The following is a 21,967-nucleotide window of genomic DNA, read 5'->3' as shown; positions in this document are numbered from 1 at the left end:
TAAAATAGAGATGTATATCATAACCAGATGGTTGTGTGCCACTATGTACTAAAAACAAGTACAAGCCTGCATTTTATAATCACTCATTACATCTCTTCAAAGTAATCTTTATAAAAACCGCTAACTTTTCCGGAGTTATCAACGAGGAAATAGAACTCCTCCGTTTCGTTTTTAACATCATACGTTTTTCCAGCTGTTAAGGCTCTGTTCACAATATATTTGGCTGCATTTGTATGAACACATTTTACTTTTTTAAGTGTAGGTTTTTCATTCCATGTTTGATGAATCATTGTATGACACTCCTTCATATTCCATTCTCTCTTAGTATAAAGAATATGAATCATTATCTGCAAGCTGATTTTGCGGTTGTAGAGTCTTTTGAGGCATTATTTTCATCTTTTTGCGAATAGATTGGATCTTATTTTCCTCAAATGTATACATTTCACCTGTTAACACATGTTTAAGAGTAATATATGTTATATTCTGTATGCGATCGACTCTAATGAATTCCATATTTTCATATTGCTGATGGTTGTATTCAATTTCAATTAATCCGATATCTGCAATAGTATTCATTAAATGACCTTCTTTCTAAGCTGTTGGCATCTATCTTTACCACCAGCTCAGCATGTATTAAACATTTTGCACACTGATTTTGCATGATGTGCATGTACATTTTGAATGAATAACTATGGTTTATTAAATGTCTAAACCTAAGCCTTTTAACTGCTCCTCCAGCTGTGCAAAATACTTTTCACTAAGCCTCCCTTTTGCTCCTCTCAGTATTTCTGCTGCGTAATGAAGAGGTGGTGCTATTTCTTCTTTTTTGTTGTAAACATGGAAGGTTAAGACATTTGTAATTCTCCTTCCATCGAACAAGTCTATGTCGACGAAAACCGGTCGATACCATCCCCCATAAAACCCTTCTCTCTGGAACAAATATTCAACACCATCATAGGGAATCTCATATAAAATACCTTCCGTTTCACCGCCATTTTCCACTATATCTGCTCTTCCTCCATCAACACCTGGAAATACATATTTCATTGAATATCCTTTTAACATACCAACTCCCCGAATGGTGCGGAAATATTGATCTGCTTTTGCTGCCTTAAAACGTTCCATATCCATGCAAGAACCATAAGCAAAATAAAATATTTTGTCTGGTTTCCTCTCCAATAGTCTATTTAGCTTCCAATCACCATGAACGATTGGCTTAACTAAAAGATCATCTCGATTAGATACATAAACAAATGCATGTTCTATGCCTGAATCTGTATGGATTTCTTGTTCTATTCGGTTATATAAATTATCCGGATCACCAGGTATATAATCTTCCAGCTCGTCCAGCTCTTTAAATTGCTCAGGATTGATTTCATATAGCTCGCCATATACCTTATTTTCTAAATGTGATCCCTTCATTGTCGGATAGCCTAACCCAGTATCAAATAACTCTCCATATACCCATGCCTGCTGAGCAAGGCATCTGCTGTCATCTAATAGAAAATGATTTTGTTCGTGCTTTCTCAAGGTTCCATAAACAAACAGTTTGTATTTATCACTCACAAATATAGCCCCCTTACCTTCTTCTCTTTACCTTATTCTCCAGCGTAAAAACAAAATCCTTTTAAAATATCCGCTGTTTAAAGGGGCAGAAATGAAGGTTCAGGAGCTTAATAGACAAAATTGTATTGATCTACTGAGCCATTAAGCACTTACATTGACAATAGTCAATTTTTTTTATAATAGGCAGTTTACAAAATGCAGGTTTCTTCACTTTATTTAAATGAATGTTATCGAGAATGCCCTTTAGTTCTTCTTCTCTTTCTTTTTTAAGCATTTCCATTGTAAAGATATCAATATTCATTGTGGTTGCTCCTTTCTTGCCTCAACACCTTCCATTTCATTATAGTAACGATACATCCTGTTCACATTGGCACGAAGAATGAACATTCATACATCTTTTGGGTGAGGTGAAAGGAACCTATAATGTTATAAATTTTGATGTGTCTTCTTTTCAATAGATTGCTCTCTGAGCTTATATTTTTGAATTTTACCTGAAGCAGTCATTGGATAAGATTCTGTAAATTCAATATAACGCGGAATCTTGTGGCGAGAGATACGGCCAGCACAAAAAGAACGTAATAACTCTTCATTGAGATTGGCATTCTCTTTGAGGATGATCCACGCCGCTACTTCTTCTCCATATACTGCATCTGGCACGCCAACTACTTGCACATCCAAGATGGCGGGATGAGTATATAAAAATTCTTCAATCTCACGCGGATAAATATTTTCACCGCCACGAATAATCATATCCTTAAGTCTCCCGGTTATTTTACAATATCCGTTCTCATCCATAACAGCCAAGTCTCCAGTATGAAGCCAGCCTTCTTCATCAATGGCATTCTTGGTGGCTTCTGGGTTTTTATAATAACCCTTCATTACATGATATCCTCTTGTACAAAGTTCTCCCTGCATGCCAATTGGCAATTCTTTGCTGGTACCTGGTTCTGTAATTTTCACTTCAACCATGGGCAATGCTCTTCCTACCGTTTCAACTCTTAGTTCAAGTGGATCATTGGCTCTTGTTTGCGTAATTACAGGGGAGGATTCAGTCTGTCCATAACAAATGGTAATCTCAGCTGCACCCATTTTATGAATAACATCCTTCATCACTTCAATGGGACAGTTTGAGCCGGCCATAACGCCTGTTCTTAATGAGCTAAGATCATAAGTGGCAAAATGAGGGTCATTTAATTCCGCAATAAACATTGTCGGCACTCCATGCAAAGCTGTACACTTCTCTTTCTCTACCGTTTTCAATACCTCTGCAGCATTAAATTCTTGAACTGGCACCATGGCAGCACCTACAGAAACACTCGCAAGTGTGCCAATCACACATCCAAAACAATGAAAAAACGGCACAGGTATACACAATTTATCATCTTCTGTAAGCTTCATACAGCCTGCGATTTGAAAAGCGTTGTTTATAATATTTGAATGGGTAAGCATTACTCCTTTTGGAAATCCTGTTGTACCAGATGTATATTGCATATTAATGACATCATCACTTTGAAGGCTTTTCTGACGCTCCTCCAACTCTTCATCTGTAACAGCTATGCCCATCTCTATTACTTCATTCCACTTGTATGTACCAGGATAGTTATTTTCTCCTATTACAATCACATTCTTTAAATATGGAAATCTCTCAATCATTAGGTTTCCTTTTTCTGCATCTGCCAATTCAGGAACAAGCTCATATAACATCTCAATATATGAGGTATCCCGATATGTTTCCATTAATATTAGTGTTGAGGTATCTGATTGCTTCAGCAAATATTCAAGCTCAGCTTTTCGGTAATTTGTATTTACCGTAATCAACACAGCCCCCATTTTCCCGGTTGCAAACTGAGTCGTTACCCATTCGGGAATATTACTGGACCAAACTGCAAGATGATCACCTTTATTAATTCCAAGCTTCATGAATCCCTTTGCAGCTTTATTACATGATTCATTGAATTGTTGGTAGGTAAGTCGTAAATTTCGATCAGAATAAATTAGGGCTTGCTTTTCTGGATACAGCGCAGCCTTCTCCTCAAGCAATTGCCCTACTGTTTTGTTCATCAATCCGTTCATATACCCAGCCCTTTCTTTCAATAATTTGTTTATTAAAGCGCTTTCATATTATAATATCAAAAAATTTATAATATTCAATATTTATTATACTTTCTTTGCACTTATATTCTTAATAGATTTTAAAATATCTTATACTACACAAATTATATAAATAAAAAAAATGAAGCTTTATATTCACTTCATTTTTTTGAAACCATTTATAATGGATGCCAATTACGGCTTATTCATATACTACTCCGTTTACATAAAGTGGTCCGTTTTTGAGTGGAGGACTTATTTTGATTTTACATTCTTTTATCAACGATTCTTGACCATCTTCTGAAAACAGTTGAATTTTAGTCTTTCCAGCTGTTATCTGTGTGATTTGCATAGCATCATTTATGACCATTTTTTCTTGAAATAAAGGACTCAAAGAGCGTGCTGCTTGTTTATAATCAGGTACCGGCCATTGTATCAACTCAATATAACTATTTTCAAGTGTTGGGTGAATAAACCCTGAATTCTTTAATTCTGCTAATCTAATATCATCATTCTCGGCCCATTCGATGAAAAATGGAAATGGTATAGAAGGATCCGTCTCCTCAATAAAAAGCATCTTCCATTGTATTCGTTTTCCATCATCACGTACTCTGCTGCCATCAAATATAGGCAGTGTTTTAAGGTCTTGATTGTGCAGGTGCTGCTGCAGATTATTAATATTATCTGTTCTAAAGCAAATCTGCCCAATGCCTTCTTTCTTTTTTATTTTCTCTCTAAGATGTTTTACTAAAGGATTATCACTTTCTGCTGCAATTTCATCATGTTCAATTGCAAAGAATTCAATATATGAGGATGCCGTATACAGAAGACTATTGTATGTTCCCCAACTTTGATGGCTTCCTCCTGCTACAGCATGTATTCCTTTATTCTGAAACGTATCTACAATATTCTGTGGTGTTTCTGCTATAAAATGAACGACATGATCTAATGTAATATTCACATTTAGTCCCCCTCTATTTAAAACATAATCCTTATTTTATCATTCTTAAGGCAAGCAGGATAGGATCCTGGAAATAGTGGTAATTCATTCCTTTTGTAAATTTTACGAACATATTGCTTTTCAAATCTTAACACATCCTTTACAATGAACAAAAGATAGAAAATTCAATCCATTTAACCAGGAGGTATGCACATTGAAAATTATGAGTAATGAACAGTTGGTCGTCTCGTATCGTGATGCATTAAAGTCAGGGTCTGAAGAGGAATGGATTAGAATGTTAAAGTCAGAAATTCAAAGACGCGGATTAAAGCCATTTAAAGATTAATAATACGAAAAGAACGGAAGATCCTCTTCCGTTCTTTTTTATTGTGTGCCCGGCATGGGTGCAGGCTCTAGGGTGCGAGTCCCGAACGGCGAAGGCAGTAGTAGCCGTAGCTTAAGACAAGGATATGCGGGGTGACCCTCCTATCTGAAGGAAGTCGGCGGCAAACTTCCGCTCTGAGGAACACGAATCTCATATGAGGCTAGATGACATTGGGTGAGTCTGCAATACAAGACAAAGTCCATACTGCCAAAGGTGTCACATAGTAAATGAGGCGGAGACATGGAAGGAAAGTCTGTACTCTTACCCGGGGAGAACCTGTCGATATGCCGTACTCATGCGGTAAGCCTATCCGTGAGGATAAGTTGAACGACAGGCGTCAGCAGAAGCCATAGTACTTATTCGCTTAAGAGGATAAGGAAGGGCTGAACCGGTTATGGAAAATAGGAACTAGGCGTATCTTTCCATTCGATGAAACAGAAAACATAGTACCTGTTTAATGAAAGAAACGGTGAATCCGCGGGGGTCATTAAACAGGGTGGAGAATGAAAAGGACACAAACAGAACACCTATTTACGCGGGAGGTTATATCAATGTTAATGGAACGAATCATGTCACGGGAAAACCTACTTAATGCGATTAAAAGAGTAGAAAAGAATAAGGGAAAACATGGAGTGGACGAAATGCCCGTCACTGCTCTTCGTGGACATATTATGCTCAACTGGAGCGAACTGCGAAAATCCCTCTTCGAGGGAACCTATATCCCATCCCCCGTCCGTCGAGTCGAAATCCCGAAACCAGACGGCAAAGGGAAGAGGAAACTGGGAATCCCAACCGTGACAGACCGTTTCATTCAACAAGCAATCACCCAAGTGCTTACCAGAATGTATGACCCTAGTTTCTCTGAATGTAGCTTCGGCTTTCGCCCTAACAGGCGAGCGCACCAGGCTGTTAAATTAGCCCAAAGCTATATAGAAGAGGGTTATCGATGGGTAGTCGACATTGACCTTGAAAAGTTCTTTGACAAGGTTAACCACGATAGATTAATGAGTAAATTAGCCATGAGGATAAAGGATAATACTCTCCTCAAACTAATAAGACGGTTCTTAACCTCTGGTGTTATGGAAGGCGGACTTGTCAGTCCTAACCTTGAGGGGACACCGCAAGGTGGACCTTTAAGCCCTTTACTTTCGAATATTGTGTTGGATGAACTGGATAAAGAACTGGAGCGCAGAGGACATCGCTTTGTCCGCTACGCCGATGATTGTAATATCTATGTGAAATCTAAAAGAGCTGGAGAAAGAGTTATGAAGGCAATGACCCATTTTATCGAGAGGAATCTTAAACTGAAGGTTAACAAGGATAAAAGTGCTGTAGACCGCCCTTGGAAAAGGAAATTTCTTGGGTTCAGTTTTACAAGTAATCTAAAACCGAAGGTGAGAATATCTCCCCAATCAGTTAAACGGTTTAAAGATAAAATAAGAAAGCTTACAAGCAGACGAAGGTCAATTGCCATGGAAGATAGGATTCATAACCTTAACCAATATCTAGTGGGATGGGTTAATTATTATCATTTAGCAGATACCCGTTCAGTAATCGCAAAACTCGAAGGATGGCTTAATCGAAGGTTAAGAATGATTCGATGGAAGGAATGGAAACTTCCCCAAACGAAGGTCAAGAAACTTATTAAACTAGGTGTTTCGAAAGGGAAAGCATATGAATGGGGAAATACAAGAAAGGCTTATTGGAGGATATCCAAAAGTCCAATTCTTCATAAAACATTAGGGAAAGCCTACTGGCTTTCCCTTGGGTTAAAAAGTATTTCTGCTAGATATGACTTACAGCGTTCGACTTAATCGGAACCGCCGTATACGGAACCGTACGTACGGTGGTGTGAGAGGGATAAATGGAGGTTAATCGCCTCCCCCTATCTCAATTCATATTTGGTCATTCTCTCTCTTTTTCTTGTTTAATGAGATATGATTTAAACTTGCAATTGAATCCAGGTCTTCTTTTGTTAAAATTCCCGCTTTTTGAAGCAGTGTACTGTATAGTACGACCTTCTCTTTCCTTCCTTTCATGATCACCACTCCTGCTTTTACTCCATTTTATGCACAACAACCAAAATGTTTCCTTAATGCAACATTTTCAAACCTCATTGATCCTTTATGTAAAACCCATTTTACTGGTTTGATGTCCAGATGGTGTACTCATACTCTAACTGAGAAGGTTTCGGTCCTGATCAGGTGTCTCACACGTTTATGTTTCATTTAACAGGCAAAGTAATTAATTAATTAGATTTTCCAAGTCTATAGGTTTATAAATCTCTCATAAATAGACGGAAGAATTCCGCTTAAATCGTAAAATTGCTGAATTTGTGCTTAAATAAACGGAGAAACTCCGACTAACTGACCGAAAAACTTGTAAATCAGCGATTTTATTCAACATAGTCGGAAAAACTCCGCTTATTTCGCAATAAAATAGCTTAATTTTGGAAATAAGGGTAAAATCTCCGCTTATTTTCACCGCTTCCTCAATTGCAAAACAAGAATAAAATCAGATAACTATTTCCCCTCTTTATAGTGATGACCAAGAACAACAATCGCTCAGTAAAGAGCCTAAATTGAGATAGGGGGAGGCGATTAACCTCCATTTATCCCTCTCACACCACCGTACGTACGGTTCCGTATACGGCGGTTCCGATTAAGTCGAACGCTGTAAGTCATATCTAGCAGAAATACTTTTTAACCCAAGGGAAAGCCAGTAGGCTTTCCCTAATGTTTTATGAAGAATTGGACTTTTGGATATCCTCCAATAAGCCTTTCTTGTATTTCCCCATTCATATGCTTTCCCTTTCGAAACACCTAGTTTAATAAGTTTCTTGACCTTCGTTTGGGGAAGTTTCCATTCCTTCCATCGAATCATTCTTAACCTTCGATTAAGCCATCCTTCGAGTTTTGCGATTACTGAACGGGTATCTGCTAAATGATAATAATTAACCCATCCCACTAGATATTGGTTAAGGTTATGAATCCTATCTTCCATGGCAATTGACCTTCGTCTGCTTGTAAGCTTTCTTATTTTATCTTTAAACCGTTTAACTGATTGGGGAGATATTCTCACCTTCGGTTTTAGATTACTTGTAAAACTGAACCCAAGAAATTTCCTTTTCCAAGGGCGGTCTACAGCACTTTTATCCTTGTTAACCTTCAGTTTAAGATTCCTCTCGATAAAATGGGTCATTGCCTTCATAACTCTTTCTCCAGCTCTTTTAGATTTCACATAGATATTACAATCATCGGCGTAGCGGACAAAGCGATGTCCTCTGCGCTCCAGTTCTTTATCCAGTTCATCCAACACAATATTCGAAAGTAAAGGGCTTAAAGGTCCACCTTGCGGTGTCCCCTCAAGGTTAGGACTGACAAGTCCGCCTTCCATAACACCAGAGGTTAAGAACCGTCTTATTAGTTTGAGGAGAGTATTATCCTTTATCCTCATGGCTAATTTACTCATTAATCTATCGTGGTTAACCTTGTCAAAGAACTTTTCAAGGTCAATGTCGACTACCCATCGATAACCCTCTTCTATATAGCTTTGGGCTAATTTAACAGCCTGGTGCGCTCGCCTGTTAGGGCGAAAGCCGAAGCTACATTCAGAGAAACTAGGGTCATACATTCTGGTAAGCACTTGGGTGATTGCTTGTTGAATGAAACGGTCTGTCACGGTTGGGATTCCCAGTTTCCTCTTCCCTTTGCCGTCTGGTTTCGGGATTTCGACTCGACGGACGGGGGATGGGATATAGGTTCCCTCGAAGAGGGATTTTCGCAGTTCGCTCCAGTTGAGCATAATATGTCCACGAAGAGCAGTGACGGGCATTTCGTCCACTCCATGTTTTCCCTTATTCTTTTCTACTCTTTTAATCGCATTAAGTAGGTTTTCCCGTGACATGATTCGTTCCATTAACATTGATATAACCTCCCGCGTAAATAGGTGTTCTGTTTGTGTCCTTTTCATTCTCCACCCTGTTTAATGACCCCCGCGGATTCACCGTTTCTTTCATTAAACAGGTACTATGTTTTCTGTTTCATCGAATGGAAAGATACGCCTAGTTCCTATTTTCCATAACCGGTTCAGCCCTTCCTTATCCTCTTAAGCGAATAAGTACTATGGCTTCTGCTGACGCCTGTCGTTCAACTTATCCTCACGGATAGGCTTACCGCATGAGTACGGCATATCGACAGGTTCTCCCCGGGTAAGAGTACAGACTTTCCTTCCATGTCTCCGCCTCATTTACTATGTGACACCTTTGGCAGTATGGACTTTGTCTTGTATTGCAGACTCACCCAATGTCATCTAGCCTCATATGAGATTCGTGTTCCTCAGAGCGGAAGTTTGCCGCCGACTTCCTTCAGATAGGAGGGTCACCCCGCATATCCTTGTCTTAAGCTACGGCTACTACTGCCTTCGCCGTTCGGGACTCGCACCCTAGAGCCTGCACCCATGCCGGGCACACAATAAAAAACGGAGGCCAATGGCCCCCGTTTCTCTTAAGCTTCAAATAATAAAGATTCAGGATCTTCGATTAGCTCTTTCACACGCTTTAAGAACGTAACCGCTTCTTTTCCGTCAACAATTCGATGATCGTAGGATAATGCAATATACATCATCGGACGGTTTTCCATTCTTTCTGCATCAATCGCAACTGGACGCAATTGGATGGAATGCATTCCTAAAATACCCACTTGCGGTCCATTCAAGATTGGTGTTGACAGTAATGAGCCGAACACACCGCCGTTTGTAATGGTAAAAGTACCACCCTGCAGGTCTGAAATAGCCAATTTATTGTCTCTTGCTTTTTTGCCAAGGCCAACAATATCTTTTTCAATTTCAGCGAAATTTTTACGATCCGCGTCTCTGACAACCGGAACAACTAACCCTTCATCCGTTGAAACAGCAATTCCAATGTCATAGAACTTCTTAAGCACAAGCTCATCGCCTTGAATTTCCGCATTTAGCAGCGGGCTGCGTTTTAAAGCAGCGACAACAGCTTTTGTAAAGAAAGACATGAATCCAAGTTTAACATCATTTTCTTCCTGGAATTTATCTTTGCGTTTTTTACGAAGCTCCATAACGTTAGTCATATCGACTTCATTAAATGTTGTTAGCATTGCAGCTGTTTGCTGAACTTCAACAAGACGTTTTGCGATCGTTTGTCTGCGGCGAGTCATCCGAATCCGTTCAACCGGCTTGCTGTCTGCTGAAGCTGCTGCAGGCTGGGATGGTGCTTTTGGTGCCGGTGCCGGCGCAGCTGGTGCTGATTTTGCTTCTGGATTAAAACCAGATACATCTTGTGCACGCACTCGGCCTAATGGATCTGCTGTTGGCACCTGAGTTAAATCAATTCCTTTTTCTCTGGCCATTTTTCTAGCAGCAGGTGAAGCAATCGGACGCTGTTTACTGGATGCTGAAGCAGGTTCTTCAGCTTTTTCAGCAGCAGCAGGTGCCTTTTGCTCTTCTTCTTTCGGCTGTACAGCCGGTGCTTCGTCAGTTTTTGATGCAGCAGGTGCAGGCGCTTCTCCGCCTTCGCTAACAACAGCAATCGTTTCCCCAACATTTACTGTGTCGCCTTCTTGTGCTTTTAATTCTGATAACACACCGCTGTATTCTGAGATGATTTCCACATTAACCTTATCTGTCTCAAGCTCAACGATATAATCCCCTTTGTTTATTGCATCACCTGGCTGTTTTAACCATTGTGCAACCGTACCTTCCGTAATCGATTCTGCTAATTCAGGAACTTTAATTTCTGCCACCTTAATTTCCTCCCTTATTGCTTACGTGTTAATGCTTCTTCGATTATTCTCGCTTGCTCCATTTTATGCACATTTGGATCTCCCTCAGCAGGTGATGATCTCCGGCGTCTGCCTATGTAACTTACAGCGGATCCTTCAGGTGCGATCTCATTCAGACGAGGTTCAATAAATGTCCATGCCCCCATGTTCTTAGGCTCTTCCTGAACCCAAATGATTTCTTGAAGGTTTGGATAGCGACTCATAATTTCTTTTATTTTTGTTAAAGGGAATGGATAGATTTCTTCAACACGTAAAACATGAAGCCAATCCATATCCTCTTTTTTACTCAGGCTTTCTGCCAGATCAATTGACATTTTTCCTGTTGCTAGAACGATTCTTGTTACGGCCTCATGATTTTCACCTAGTCCGCTTTGTTCAATAACAGACTTAAATTCACCTTCACTCAACTCGATGCCATTTGAAGCAACAAGTGGATTACGAAGCAAACTCTTTGGCGACATGATGACGAGCGGACGAACTTCCTCTTTATTTAAAATAGCCGCTTGTCTTCTTAAGATATGGAAGTATTGAGCTGAAGAAGACAGATTGGCAACAGTCCAGTTATTTTCAGCAGCTAAAATTAAGAAACGCTCTAATCTTGCACTTGAATGCTCTGGTCCCTGACCTTCATATCCGTGAGGAAGGAGCATAACAAGACCAGATTTCTGCCCCCATTTTGCACGGCCCGCAGCAATGAATTGGTCAAACATCACTTGAGCTGAGTTGGCAAAATCTCCATATTGTGCTTCCCACAATACAAGTGTTTCAGGTGCAAAAACATTGTATCCATATTCAAAACCTAGGACAGCCATTTCGGATAATGGACTATTATGGATGGCAAAGGAAGCATTTGCAGACTGCAGCTTATGCAATGGTGAATATGCTTTTCCTGTTGTATGATCATGAAGGACAACATTTCGCTGTGCGAAAGTTCCGCGTTCTGAATCCTGTCCAGTTAAACGAATCGGCGTTCCATCTGCCAGAATGGAAGCATAAGCAAGTGTCTCCGCTAATCCCCAATCAATCTTCCCATTTCCTTCTAAGGCATCTGTACGGCGTTTTAAGATTTTACCCAGCTTGTCAAAAACTTTGAAATCCTGCGGCCATGTTAACAATTCTTCATTCATTTGTTTCAATTTATCAATTGAAACCGCTGTGGAAATAAAAGGAAGCTCTTTATCAACAAATTCAGGAGGATTCATATCCTCGATTTGCACTGTTTTCTTTTTGGCTGGCACTTTTTCATACGCAGCTGTCAGTTTTGCCAGTACTTCGTCTTGAATTCCCTTTACTTCCCCTTCTGAAAGGGAGGATTCTTCTAGAAGCTGTTTTCCATAAAGCTCCTTAACCGTTGGTCTCTGATGGATAATATTATACATCAGCGGATTCGTTGTCATAGGTTCATCCATTTCATTGTGGCCAAAACGGCGATAGCCAATTAAATCAATTAAAAAGTCCTTCTGGAATTTAGCACGGTATTCACATGCCAATCTGGCTGCTGATACAACAGCTTCAGGATCATCTGCATTCACATGAAGAATCGGGATCTCATACCCTTTTGCTAAATCACTCGCATATCTTGTTGAACGTGAATCATGTGATTCTGTTGTAAACCCGATTGTGTTGTTTGCAATTAGATGAATAGACCCGCCTGTATCATACCCTGTCAATTGACCAAGATTTAACGTTTCAGCAACTACACCCTGTCCCGGGAAAGCAGCGTCACCATGTATAATAATGGACAATGCACTGCTGAGATTTACTTTTGGATAACCGGATGCAGAGCGGTCATCTTGAGAAGCTCTAGTGTATCCTTCCACTACAGCACCTACAAATTCAAGGTGACTTGGATTATTTGCCAATGTCAGCCGTGCAACTGTTGTATTCTCAGCTTTAATTTGCTTATCAAGTCCAAGATGATATTTTACATCTCCTGTCCAGCCATAGCTTATGCCAATGGAACCTTCTGAAGGAACTAAATCTTTATTTGGCGCATGCTGAAATTCTGCGAAAATCATTTCGTATGGTTTACCAAGAACATGTGCCAGAACGTTCAAACGTCCGCGATGGGCCATGCCAATATTGATTGTTTTGGCACCATCACCTACTGATTCTGAAACAATTTCATCAAGCAGCGGCACTAGTGTATCCAAACCTTCTACTGAGAAACGTTTCTGACCAACAAAGGTGCGATGAAGAAACTTCTCAAATTCTTCTACCTCTGTTAAACGCTTATAAACCTTTACTTTCTCTTCTTTTAAAAGGGAAGCCCTTACACTATTGCTTTCAACCTTGCGGCGAAGCCATTCTTTTTCGCTGGCATCGTATACATGGTTAAACTCGAAAGCGATTGGTCCCATATAAACTGATTTTAAATAGTCAATAGCTTCTTTCCCATTTCGAAGAGGGATTTGTGCATCTGTGCAAATTACATGTGCAGGCACATTTATCAAATCATTTTCTGTTAAACCGTATGTGTTTAAATCAAATAACGTTTCTTCAACCGGACGGTCATTAAGCGGGAAAATCTTCGCACCCAAGTGACCATAAGAGCGAATATTGTCAGCAAGTTTAATAGCAGCCAGACTCTTTTCCAATTGCCCGGCACTTACTGCAAGCTCTGTGTTTTGTGCAGGTTGAGATAACGTTCCAGTTTCCTGGAATGGTGATCCATTTTCTTCAAAAAACATTCTCATTTCATCGTCTACTGATTGTGGATCTTCTAAGTATTTTTCATAAAGCTCAATTACATAGCCGAGGTTTGGGCCGTGAAAACCAAGACCAAATGGCCCTTCGCCATTAGATGGCTTTTTCATGGAAAATTACCTCCATAACTCTTTTTAAATGTTTTTTATATAATATTAAAATTTTATCCTCATTAAATGGTATTCAGAAACTCCGCTTTAAAAAACACGGAAAAGATTATGAATAATATTATTTTTCAGAGGATAAAACGTTTCCATAGCCATTTTAACACGTTAAAGGCGTAGATACAAAGATAAAAACACGAAAATAGTGGAAAATAAAATATTATTTATTAGAAAAATACTTATATTGAGAAAATGAATTGTCATTCGTTTTTATTTGAATATATTTATAAATTTGAAAACTTATGGTATCCCCTAAAACAAAGAAAACTTGCCAATGGGCAAGCATAAAAATAACGTATTCTGCCTTCAAAGAAAAAGAAGCTCTGTTCCCATCCCTTTAAGGCGACTGTACACAGAATTAAACTGCTATTTTCCAGCTTAGCACATTTCTACTAAATAAAGAGGCTCTACTTTTTTCTGTACAGTCCTGGCAGTCTCTATGATTGATCTTGAATTTCCAGGATCATCAATATGACCGCTGCACATGAAACATTGATTCTGTTTGCATTGATGAGTAACTTCTATCCCATCTTCTGTAGCAATAACCATTGGATCACCCTCACCCATTAATTCCTTAGCATGAAAATGAATTTGCATGTAAAAGCCTCCATCCTTTCTTCAAGCATCAATTTTTTTGCACATAAAACCGTGTAACATTCAAAAACTTATGTTTAATTATAGTATAAAAATTCTGATTTTCACAGGCGTAAAGATACAATTTCTACTAAATTTTTCCGTATAAAATACGCTTGTAATGACAAAATAACCTATATATATGAAATAGGAGGAACATCAGTGAATATTGGGCGTGCCATTGAAATATCTTCTGCTGCAGAAACCTTTAACATCACTTATATGGATGAGCCAGTCATTATCCAACATGTAGATGAAAGCACGAAAACGGCTAGGATCTATTATAAGAAAGAACCCGAGCGTGAACATGAAGTTCCAGTTCTTTATTTAATTGAAGAATGAGAAGTTAAAACAAATCTTGCTGCCTCTTGAGAGAAGGCTTTTGGCGGGACATTGGAGAAACCTCTTTCCATCGCTTCCTGTTGGTTTAAGACCTCTATATCAGTCGCAGCTGGTTTTCAAGCAAACAACAGAACTAACCCGAAAGATTAGACAGCCTTCTAAGAAGACTTCTGCTAATCCTTCGGGTTATTTATTGTTTTTCTTTAACTAAAACCTTTTACGTAACCTTGACCTTAACAGTTTACATAATATTATTATTGTTGAGTCTTTAATACTTGAATATTTTGTAATTTATTCGTATTTTGATCTACTCTAATTTTTATTACAATGCCAAATTCCTCTTGTCCTTTTTTCGCCCACAATTTAAATTGCTCAATTGCCGTCTCACCTTCATCAGTACGTCCCTCATAGCGATAATCGACAATTTGAGCGTCTGGGAATTTTTGTTTCGCAGTTTGCATGGCAAGTCTTCCCCACTGTGCGTAGCCATCTTGAACCACTACGAACTGATGTGCTAACGGCTCTGCAGAATGAATATTAGCAGAAAAGACTAATGAAAAAATCAGAAATAGACTATTTGCCAAAACCATGTTGTTCTGCCTTTCTCAAATGCTCTATTTTAGCCCGCTCTCTTTCTTCATCCACTAAAATATAGGCAATTTGTTCTTCTAATAAATGATGCATAATGTCTTTATCATCCATTCGATTATCTTTCATCGTAAGCCTCCCAACCTTTTTATATTCAGTTTGAAGTTAGCTCTGTTTTTTTATGCGTACCGGCAAAAATATTTACGAATCGCTATTAAAGTATGCAAACATGTTTCTAATCTATGAATTGGTGAAATAGGGTATATATGAACAAAATGGAGATGATCATCTATGCCTGATATTTATAAATGCAAAAATTTCAGCAAGACAGGTAAAATTCAGCTTCCAAGTAAATGGCGAAAAGAGTTCGGCCTGCTGCCCGGCAAGCTTGCTGAACTTACGTATGCAAAGAAACAGGTGGTTATACAAAAAGCGCGGACAGGTACAACAAATAATAAAAGAATTATTACCGAAGGCGGGGCAATATATATTCCGAAAGAGCTGCAGCTGCTGCTCAATGTAGATTGTGAGCATGAATATTGTCTATTCATTGATGCCATAAATGAAGCATTTATACTGCGGGTTCTTGATGCAGACTAATCAAGCTAAGCTCCAGCAGCTTTAATATTTAATAAGCATAGCGGTCCTCTATCAAGAAAAAACCGCACTTATTCAAAGTCTGCATTACGAGTTTGAATAGTGCGGAACTAAATATGTAAGCTGTGTTTCGCTGGAATTTCTAATGATGTCTCAGCCAATTTTGATTGATGAATAGAAATAGGAGCTTAACAAATTCTCTTTCCGATCAATTTTGACAAGGATATACAGAAGTTTGCCCATTCCTTCGGATAAGAATCGTTACCCTTCATTTTGTATATTTTGCCTTTAGTCTCAAGTTTTACATCCCAATACGTATCTTCTAACCTTAAACCATCGTCTTCATAAAATTCTAACCAGTTCCATATGCGGTAACGATACATTTGCCTTTTAAACGCTGCAAGATTCCCTGCTCTTTTAGGAAGTATTTTTGTATTAGAATGCCTGCTCAAATGCCACTCAAAATAATGAAAATGCTGTTGTGCAAAATCTATATTAATTTTATACCAAGGCCCTGGATGACCCCCTAAAGAAACACGCAATCGAATGGGATCTTTATTTGGATCAATCATTATAGATCCATCTTGAACTTTGAATAAATCTTTTTTTCGCGTAATGACTGCCTCTACGTCAGCTATTTGTACACTTTGCCCTATATCTACTTTTCCATTCTTATCATTTATCTCATCACATAATTCAGGCATTGAGATGGGACCTTTATCGTCTATAATATCTAATATCGTATCAAACATACTCAAATCTCTTCCCCCCAAAGCACTCCTTGGTAAATAACTTAATACTATCTTACCTTTTTTTTCTTATGATAAAACCAAAACCTCGCATGGATATTTTACGTATCTGTTAGCAAAGCTAACACAGGGAGGTGTTACAATGGATAACAAAAACATCGGGAATAATAAGCTGCCGTCGTTCACTAAGCTGGATGATCGAATAATTGCAAAGCATTCTTCAAGTCCATCACTAGTCATTCGCACGAATTTAGACGAGAAAGACGCAACAGAACAAAACCCTTATTTTAATGGATCAAATGAAAAAGAAATTAAAGAATATTTCGAGGAATAGGAAATAGAATGAAAGGAATAGTAATGTAACATCCGGAAAGTTTATCACTTACTATTTCAAAATAAAAAATATACTATTTTAAAAAATGTTTGACATCTATGATTTAATGCGTTAAATTAATAATCAAGTTTTAAAAAAACAAAATACGAACACACTTCTTATCAAGAGAGGTTGAGGGACTGGCCCTATGACACCTCGGCAGCGGAATTTAATTCTGTGCCAACTCCAGCAAGCACGGCTTGAAAGATAAGAAGAGGTCATGACGTTTATTATTTATTGCCCTCTTCTTATTTTAGAAGAGGGTTTTTATTTTAACTAAATAATATTCTTATCTAGAGAGGCGGAGGGACTGGCCCTATGACACCTCGGCAGCGGCTTCCTCCTGAGAGGCTGTGCCAAATCCAGCAAGCAGAACAGCTTGGAAGATAAGGAGAACGGATTGCAGTATTTTTTTGCAGGTCTCCTTCTTTCTTTCAAGAAGGAGACTTTTTTATTTTAAAAGGAGCTAAGGCGCTTGCGCTTTTCTTATGAAACACAACGGAAATGGAGATGAAAAGTTTGATTGAATTTCAGCAGCTCAGAAAGGTATACGAAAGTGGCGGACAGCAGGTTGCTGCGCTTAACGGTATCGACCTAAAAATCAATAAAGGAGAAATATTTGGTGTCATCGGTTTTAGCGGTGCAGGTAAAAGCTCGCTCATTCGCTGTGTGAACCTGCTTGAACGTCCGACATCTGGTCATGTCATTGTAGATGGACACGACCTTACTTCTCTGTCTGTCAAAGAGGTCAGAAATGTTAAAAAGAATATCGGCATGATTTTTCAGCATTTTAATCTATTAAACTCTAAAACTGTTTTTGCCAATGTAGCAATGCCGCTTACATTAGTGAATACACCAAAAGACCAAATAAAAAAACGTGTACATGAGCTGCTTGAGTTTGTCGGTTTAGCTGACAAGGCAGATAATTACCCTGATCAGCTTTCAGGCGGACAAAAGCAGCGAATTGGTATTGCGAGAGCCTTAGCAACCCAGCCTTCCATATTGCTATGTGACGAAGCAACATCTGCATTGGACCCGCAGACAACAAGCTCTATTTTGCAGCTCTTGAAAAAAATTAATAAAGAATACAACATTACTATTTTAATCATTACCCATGAAATGTCTGTTATTAGAGAAATATGTGATCGGGTTGCCGTCATCGAAGACGGAAAAATTATTGAAGAAGGAACTGTTTTTGACGTCTTCTCTTCTCCAACTACATCAACAGCCAGAAATTTCGTCAGCACGGTCATGAATGATCAGCTTCCAGAATCGATCAAGGAACTGATTCAGCAGCACGCAGGCATGCAAAAAATATTCCGCATTAACTTTGTCGGAAACAAAGCTGGACAGCCGCTATTATCGGAAATTTCAAAGAAATTTGATATTCATATTAATGTCCTTTTTGGCAATATTACAGAATTGCAGGGAACTCCGTTTGGCAACTTAATTGTAGAGTTCCAGGGTGACGAAAAAGAAATTGCCCGCACCTTAACTTATATCCAAGAAAAGGATATAAGCATTAAGGAGGTGAATGAACATGCTAGCTAATACAGATCAAATTATCGAAGCTCTGATTGAAACGATTCAAATGGTCACTTTTTCACTTTTGTTTTCAACCCTGCTTGGACTGCCTCTTGGAATCTTGCTGGTTGTCACGAGAAAAGGTCATCTGCTTCAAAACTTGCCTGTCTTTAATATTTTAAATGGAATCATTAATATTTTCCGTTCAGTACCATTCATTATTTTATTGGTTGCGCTTATTCCAGTGACAAGGCTAATTGTTGGCACATCCATTGGAACAGCAGCTGCAATTGTACCTCTTGTCTTTTATGCTGGGCCATATATTGCGAGATTGGTAGAGAACTCTTTGTTGGAGGTTGACCCAGGCGTTCTTGAAGCTGCTGAAGCAATGGGCGCTACTCCATGGCAGGTCATTTCTAAGTTTCTGCTACCTGAGGCGCTAAGTTCCCTCGTCCTTGCACTCACCATCGCAACCATCGGGCTTGTTGGGGCAACAGCAATGGCAGGTGCAGTTGGCGCCGGGGGTATTGGCGATTTAGCCATTACATATGGATATCAGCGTTTTGATGAAATTACAATGATGATTACTGTAGCCATTCTCGTGGTCATTGTGCAAGGGTTACAAAGCTTAGGAAATTTTACAGCTAAAAAAATTAGACGAAGATAATTTAGGAGGAAATACATCATGAAAAAACTTATACTATCAAGCATATTATTAGCATTTGCGGGATTTGCAGCAGGCTGCTCCAGCGACAGTTCGGAAACGGTGAAAATCGGAATTAGCGGCACGGATACGAGAACTTGGGATTTTATTGCTGAAAAGGCAGAAAAGGAAGGCATTGACATCGAGATCGTGTCATTCTCTGATTACGTAGCACCAAACACTGCACTTGCAGAAAATGAATTAGATTTAAACGCATTCCAAACGGTTGCCTACTTTGATGTTTTTATTGAAGAGCATAATTTAGACCTTGTTCCAATTGCTACAACGGTTCTGGCTCCAATGGGTATCTATTCTGACCAATTCGAAGACGTTAATGATATTCCTGATGGTGCTAAAATTGCACTTCCGAATGATGCATCAAATCAAGGACGTGCATTAATGCTACTTGAAGATGCCGGACTAATCGGACTGCCAGAAGATTTTGATTCTAACGGCAACTTAACGCAAGTAACCGATAATCCGAAAAACCTTGAATTAGTTGAAATGGTTCCTGCTCAAACTCCAAGAGCATTGCCGGACGTTGCTGCATCTCTTATTAACAATGGAATTGCACGTGATGCAGGACTTACTCCATTGACTGATGCCATCTACCATGAAAGCGAAACGGCAACACCTTACATTAATATTATTGCTGCCAACGAAGAAGACAAAGATAACGAAACATATAAAAGAATTGCCGAGCTTTACCAGGAAGAAGATACTGCAGAATTTATTAAAGAAGAATACGATGGCAACTTAATCCCTACTTTTGTGCCACTTAGCAACATTGGCTGGTAAACCGTCACACTAAAAGTTCATGGAGGTTTTTGCCTTAGCAAGAACCTCCTCCAATATAAGGAGGAAATACAATGAGCACATCTACTCAACCAGCAGCTGTTTTAAAAGAGAAAATTATTCAAAATGTTGAAGACAACAAATCTGTATACATAGAAACAAGTCACAAAATTCATGAGAACCCCGAAATAGGAAACGAAGAATTCTTTGCCTCTTCCCTTTTGACTGAACTGCTTGAAAAAGAAGGTTTCGCTGTGGAAAAGGCCGTTGCAGGGCATGAAACTTCTTTTGTCGCACGCAAAAAAGGCAGCAAACCCGGACCATCAATTGCATTTTTAGCTGAATATGATGCTTTGCCAGGAATTGGTCATGCATGCGGGCACAATATTATTGGCACGACTAGTACAGCTGCAGCTATTGCATTAAGCAAAGTGATTGAAGAAACTGGCGGTGAAGCTGTTGTATTTGGAACACCTGCTGAAGAAGGCGGACCTAACGGCAGTGCGAAAGGAAGCTTTGTAAAACATAATCTAACAGATGGAATAGATGCGGCTTTAATGATTCATCCAAACAGTGAAACACGGTTAACCAGTCCTTCTCTGGCGGTTGATCCGCTTGATTTTGAATATACCGGCAAACCTGCTCATGCTGCTGCTTCCCCGCACGAAGGCATTAATGCACTAGACGCGGTTATTCAATTGTTCAATGGTATTAATGCTTTAAGACAGCAGCTGACAGATGATGTGCGTATACATGGAATTATCACTCATGGCGGAGATGCTCCGAATATTATTCCTGAATATGCTAAAGCAAGATTCTTTATTCGTGCAGCAACAAGAGCAAAATTAAATGAAGTTACTGAAAAAGTAAAAGCAGTTGCAGAAGGAGCAGCATTAGCCACTGGCGCTAAATTAAACGTTATTGCTTTCCAAAATGAAGTTGATAACCTTCTTGCAAACGAAAAGTATGATGAAATTTTTAGAGAAGCTGCTGAAGAATTAGGAGAAACTGTCATGGGCGTACGCGAAGGGCTTGGCTCAACAGATGCAGGAAATATCAGCCAAGTGGTGCCAACCATCCATCCTTATATTAAGATTGGTTCAAGTGACCTTATACCTCATACTGTTCCATTCCGAGAAGCAGCTGCTTCTCCAAAAGGAGATCAGGCTTTGATTACGGGTGCCAAGGCACTTGCTTTAACAGCACTCAAACTGGTAACGGAGCCAGAAACTCTTGCTGCAGTTAAAGCAGAATTTCATGAAAGAAAAGCCTTAGAAAACAAATAATTCTATCTAAATAATGAAAACAAAGATAAACCCGAACGATTGCAGTATTCATCTTCTGTCTAATCGTTCGGGTCTTTTGCTGCTTTAGCTTAAGCTATGTATTAAATGGAAGTGAATTTTTCTATAAAGTAACCTCTTATGTCTTTCTCGTGTGCTAAAATAACGACCAAAATAATAAGGAAAAGCAAGAGAGCTTCTACTAAAGAAATGTGAAAAACAAAATAAGCTGTAAATGGGATAAGTATAAAAGAACCAAGTCCAGCTATCGTAAAACTTTTAGAAAATGGATAAAAGATAATAAAACCTAGAATAATTAGAACCGCCATGAAAGGCTCAATAGCAAGAATTCCTCCTATAAAGGATGAAATGCCTTTTCCGCCTTTAAATTGGAAAAGAATTGGCTTAATATGGCCAATAATAGTCAGCAAAAGTGCAAATAGCGTTTCACTCGGCGATAACTGAAAATAAAAACATACTGCTACAACAATTGCTGCTTTTACTGCATCGCCTAAAAACGTATAAACAAAAGCCTTTTTTCCATACAAACGTCCTGCATTTCGTGCTCCGGGATTTCCAGATCCTGTTCCCCTAATATCCCCTTTTTTAAACAGACTGCTGATTAAAACACCAGTCAAAAGATTTCCAGTAAAATATGCAAACAGATAGATAATGAACACCATAATGTTCTCCTAGCGAAAATATACTTCCCGTATTA

General features: G+C 39.0%; 24 protein-coding genes and 2 riboswitches. Of the genes, 9 read left to right on the top strand and 15 right to left on the bottom strand.

The window, feature by feature from the left end; all coding sequences use genetic code 11:
- Positions 1-86: 86 nt before the first annotated feature.
- From A6754_RS10985 to A6754_RS10965, 6 genes are all read right to left on the bottom strand, one after another.
- Positions 87-290: a DUF6501 family protein gene (locus A6754_RS10985; protein WP_066445130.1), complete on the bottom strand. Its 204-nt coding sequence runs from the start codon at positions 288-290 to the stop codon at positions 87-89.
- A gap of 31 nt (positions 291-321) precedes the next feature.
- Positions 322-576: a hypothetical protein gene (locus tag A6754_RS10980; RefSeq protein WP_066445125.1), complete on the bottom strand. Its 255-nt coding sequence runs from the start codon at positions 574-576 to the stop codon at positions 322-324.
- A 123-nt stretch (positions 577-699) separates the two neighbouring features.
- Entirely contained in the window at positions 700-1,566 is an 867-nt protein-coding gene (locus A6754_RS10975; protein ID WP_066445123.1) for a gamma-glutamylcyclotransferase, read from the bottom strand.
- A gap of 130 nt (positions 1,567-1,696) precedes the next feature.
- Positions 1,697-1,867, bottom strand: a complete 171-nt coding sequence (locus A6754_RS22775) for a hypothetical protein (protein ID WP_156495765.1) — start codon at positions 1,865-1,867, stop codon at positions 1,697-1,699.
- Positions 1,868-1,992: 125 nt separating this feature from the next.
- Positions 1,993-3,630, bottom strand: coding sequence for an AMP-binding protein (locus tag A6754_RS10970; RefSeq protein ID WP_180320282.1), 1,638 nt, complete (start codon positions 3,628-3,630; stop codon positions 1,993-1,995).
- A 229-nt stretch (positions 3,631-3,859) separates the two neighbouring features.
- Positions 3,860-4,618 (bottom strand): VOC family protein, encoded by a 759-nt coding sequence (locus A6754_RS10965; RefSeq protein WP_066445117.1) that lies wholly within the window; start codon positions 4,616-4,618, stop codon positions 3,860-3,862.
- Positions 4,619-4,820: 202 nt separating this feature from the next.
- Here A6754_RS10965 and sda point away from each other — a divergent pair, with 202 nt between their 5' ends.
- Positions 4,821-4,943 carry a sporulation histidine kinase inhibitor Sda gene (sda, locus tag A6754_RS10960; protein ID WP_371806975.1) on the top strand — a complete coding sequence of 41 codons (123 nt, stop codon included), beginning with the start codon at positions 4,821-4,823 and terminating at the stop codon, positions 4,941-4,943.
- A 590-nt stretch (positions 4,944-5,533) separates the two neighbouring features.
- Positions 5,534-6,796 carry a group II intron reverse transcriptase/maturase gene (gene ltrA, locus A6754_RS10955; protein ID WP_066445113.1) on the top strand — a complete coding sequence of 421 codons (1,263 nt, stop codon included), beginning with the start codon at positions 5,534-5,536 and terminating at the stop codon, positions 6,794-6,796.
- 81 nt (positions 6,797-6,877) lie between these two features.
- Here the strand turns inward: ltrA (A6754_RS10955) and A6754_RS22770 are convergent, their stop codons facing one another.
- The 5 genes from A6754_RS22770 to A6754_RS10935 form a co-directional block, all read right to left on the bottom strand.
- Positions 6,878-7,021 carry a hypothetical protein gene (locus A6754_RS22770; protein WP_156495763.1) on the bottom strand — a complete coding sequence of 48 codons (144 nt, stop codon included), beginning with the start codon at positions 7,019-7,021 and terminating at the stop codon, positions 6,878-6,880.
- A gap of 622 nt (positions 7,022-7,643) precedes the next feature.
- On the bottom strand, positions 7,644-8,906 hold the full coding sequence (ltrA, locus tag A6754_RS10950) for a group II intron reverse transcriptase/maturase (protein ID WP_066445113.1): 1,263 nt from the start codon (positions 8,904-8,906) through the stop codon (positions 7,644-7,646).
- Positions 8,907-9,487: 581 nt separating this feature from the next.
- Positions 9,488-10,753 (bottom strand): 2-oxoglutarate dehydrogenase complex dihydrolipoyllysine-residue succinyltransferase, encoded by a 1,266-nt coding sequence (odhB, locus tag A6754_RS10945; protein ID WP_066445111.1) that lies wholly within the window; start codon positions 10,751-10,753, stop codon positions 9,488-9,490.
- Positions 10,754-10,767: 14 nt separating this feature from the next.
- Positions 10,768-13,608, bottom strand: coding sequence for a 2-oxoglutarate dehydrogenase E1 component (locus tag A6754_RS10940; RefSeq protein ID WP_066445109.1), 2,841 nt, complete (start codon positions 13,606-13,608; stop codon positions 10,768-10,770).
- A 432-nt stretch (positions 13,609-14,040) separates the two neighbouring features.
- On the bottom strand, positions 14,041-14,259 hold the full coding sequence (locus A6754_RS10935; protein ID WP_066445106.1) for a hypothetical protein: 219 nt from the start codon (positions 14,257-14,259) through the stop codon (positions 14,041-14,043).
- A gap of 198 nt (positions 14,260-14,457) precedes the next feature.
- Between A6754_RS10935 and A6754_RS10930 the strand changes: the two genes are divergently transcribed.
- Complete coding sequence (locus A6754_RS10930; RefSeq protein ID WP_066445103.1) at positions 14,458-14,637, top strand: H-type small acid-soluble spore protein; 180 nt, start codon at positions 14,458-14,460, stop codon at positions 14,635-14,637.
- 254 nt (positions 14,638-14,891) lie between these two features.
- Here the strand turns inward: A6754_RS10930 and A6754_RS10925 are convergent, their stop codons facing one another.
- Together A6754_RS10925 and A6754_RS22970 are read right to left on the bottom strand one after the other, a co-directional pair.
- Positions 14,892-15,227, bottom strand: a complete 336-nt coding sequence (locus A6754_RS10925) for a DUF3889 domain-containing protein (RefSeq protein WP_082851662.1) — start codon at positions 15,225-15,227, stop codon at positions 14,892-14,894.
- Positions 15,211-15,354: a hypothetical protein gene (locus tag A6754_RS22970; RefSeq protein WP_180320213.1), complete on the bottom strand. Its 144-nt coding sequence runs from the start codon at positions 15,352-15,354 to the stop codon at positions 15,211-15,213. The genes A6754_RS10925 and A6754_RS22970 overlap by 17 nt, the downstream gene beginning before the upstream one ends.
- A gap of 162 nt (positions 15,355-15,516) precedes the next feature.
- On the opposite strand from A6754_RS22970, the gene A6754_RS10920 reads away from it, so the two are divergent.
- Positions 15,517-15,825, top strand: coding sequence for a hypothetical protein (locus tag A6754_RS10920; protein WP_066445102.1), 309 nt, complete (start codon positions 15,517-15,519; stop codon positions 15,823-15,825).
- Positions 15,826-16,010: 185 nt separating this feature from the next.
- Here the strand turns inward: A6754_RS10920 and A6754_RS10915 are convergent, their stop codons facing one another.
- Positions 16,011-16,580, bottom strand: coding sequence for a hypothetical protein (locus A6754_RS10915; RefSeq protein WP_066445099.1), 570 nt, complete (start codon positions 16,578-16,580; stop codon positions 16,011-16,013).
- 133 nt (positions 16,581-16,713) lie between these two features.
- Between A6754_RS10915 and A6754_RS10910 the strand changes: the two genes are divergently transcribed.
- From A6754_RS10910 to A6754_RS10890, 5 genes are all read left to right on the top strand, one after another.
- A complete protein-coding gene (locus A6754_RS10910; protein ID WP_066445097.1) occupies positions 16,714-16,905 on the top strand; it encodes a hypothetical protein in 192 nt (63 codons plus the stop codon).
- Positions 16,906-17,060: 155 nt separating this feature from the next.
- Positions 17,061-17,158: riboswitch (SAM riboswitch) on the top strand.
- A gap of 72 nt (positions 17,159-17,230) precedes the next feature.
- A riboswitch (SAM riboswitch) is annotated at positions 17,231-17,337 on the top strand.
- Between the two features lie 126 nt (positions 17,338-17,463).
- Positions 17,464-18,495 carry a methionine ABC transporter ATP-binding protein gene (locus tag A6754_RS10905; protein ID WP_066445095.1) on the top strand — a complete coding sequence of 344 codons (1,032 nt, stop codon included), beginning with the start codon at positions 17,464-17,466 and terminating at the stop codon, positions 18,493-18,495.
- On the top strand, positions 18,485-19,135 hold the full coding sequence (locus A6754_RS10900) for a methionine ABC transporter permease (protein WP_066445092.1): 651 nt from the start codon (positions 18,485-18,487) through the stop codon (positions 19,133-19,135). Before A6754_RS10905 ends, A6754_RS10900 begins: the two co-directional genes overlap by 11 nt.
- A gap of 18 nt (positions 19,136-19,153) precedes the next feature.
- Positions 19,154-19,969 carry a MetQ/NlpA family ABC transporter substrate-binding protein gene (locus tag A6754_RS10895; protein WP_066445089.1) on the top strand — a complete coding sequence of 272 codons (816 nt, stop codon included), beginning with the start codon at positions 19,154-19,156 and terminating at the stop codon, positions 19,967-19,969.
- Between the two features lie 71 nt (positions 19,970-20,040).
- On the top strand, positions 20,041-21,252 hold the full coding sequence (locus tag A6754_RS10890; protein ID WP_066445086.1) for a M20 family metallopeptidase: 1,212 nt from the start codon (positions 20,041-20,043) through the stop codon (positions 21,250-21,252).
- A gap of 101 nt (positions 21,253-21,353) precedes the next feature.
- Here A6754_RS10890 and A6754_RS10885 read toward each other — a convergent pair whose 3' ends face one another.
- Positions 21,354-21,929 carry a glycerol-3-phosphate acyltransferase gene (locus A6754_RS10885; RefSeq protein WP_180320212.1) on the bottom strand — a complete coding sequence of 192 codons (576 nt, stop codon included), beginning with the start codon at positions 21,927-21,929 and terminating at the stop codon, positions 21,354-21,356.
- Positions 21,930-21,967 lie beyond the last annotated feature (38 nt).

Source organism: Cytobacillus gottheilii (assembly GCF_001636345.1).
Classification (GTDB): domain Bacteria; phylum Bacillota; class Bacilli; order Bacillales; family Cytobacillaceae; genus Cytobacillus; species Cytobacillus gottheilii.
Note: the sequence above shows the minus strand (reverse complement) of the source record. Positions and strands in the feature narration are given on the sequence as shown.

Coding starts and splice junctions, on each gene's coding strand:
- A6754_RS10985 (WP_066445130.1), bottom strand. CDS start 290: ATGATTCATCAAACATGGAATGAAAAACCTACACTTAAAAAAGTAAAA.
- A6754_RS10980 (WP_066445125.1), bottom strand. CDS start 576: ATGAATACTATTGCAGATATCGGATTAATTGAAATTGAATACAACCAT.
- A6754_RS22775 (WP_156495765.1), bottom strand. CDS start 1,867: ATGAATATTGATATCTTTACAATGGAAATGCTTAAAAAAGAAAGAGAA.
- sda (WP_371806975.1), top strand. CDS start 4,821: ATGAGTAATGAACAGTTGGTCGTCTCGTATCGTGATGCATTAAAGTCA.
- ltrA (WP_066445113.1), top strand. CDS start 5,534: ATGTTAATGGAACGAATCATGTCACGGGAAAACCTACTTAATGCGATT.
- A6754_RS22770 (WP_156495763.1), bottom strand. CDS start 7,021: ATGAAAGGAAGGAAAGAGAAGGTCGTACTATACAGTACACTGCTTCAA.
- ltrA (WP_066445113.1), bottom strand. CDS start 8,906: ATGTTAATGGAACGAATCATGTCACGGGAAAACCTACTTAATGCGATT.
- A6754_RS10940 (WP_066445109.1), bottom strand. CDS start 13,608: ATGAAAAAGCCATCTAATGGCGAAGGGCCATTTGGTCTTGGTTTTCAC.
- A6754_RS10935 (WP_066445106.1), bottom strand. CDS start 14,259: ATGCAAATTCATTTTCATGCTAAGGAATTAATGGGTGAGGGTGATCCA.
- A6754_RS10925 (WP_082851662.1), bottom strand. CDS start 15,227: ATGGTTTTGGCAAATAGTCTATTTCTGATTTTTTCATTAGTCTTTTCT.
- A6754_RS22970 (WP_180320213.1), bottom strand. CDS start 15,354: ATGAAAGATAATCGAATGGATGATAAAGACATTATGCATCATTTATTA.
- A6754_RS10920 (WP_066445102.1), top strand. CDS start 15,517: ATGCCTGATATTTATAAATGCAAAAATTTCAGCAAGACAGGTAAAATT.
- A6754_RS10910 (WP_066445097.1), top strand. CDS start 16,714: ATGGATAACAAAAACATCGGGAATAATAAGCTGCCGTCGTTCACTAAG.
- A6754_RS10900 (WP_066445092.1), top strand. CDS start 18,485: ATGCTAGCTAATACAGATCAAATTATCGAAGCTCTGATTGAAACGATT.
- A6754_RS10895 (WP_066445089.1), top strand. CDS start 19,154: ATGAAAAAACTTATACTATCAAGCATATTATTAGCATTTGCGGGATTT.
- A6754_RS10890 (WP_066445086.1), top strand. CDS start 20,041: ATGAGCACATCTACTCAACCAGCAGCTGTTTTAAAAGAGAAAATTATT.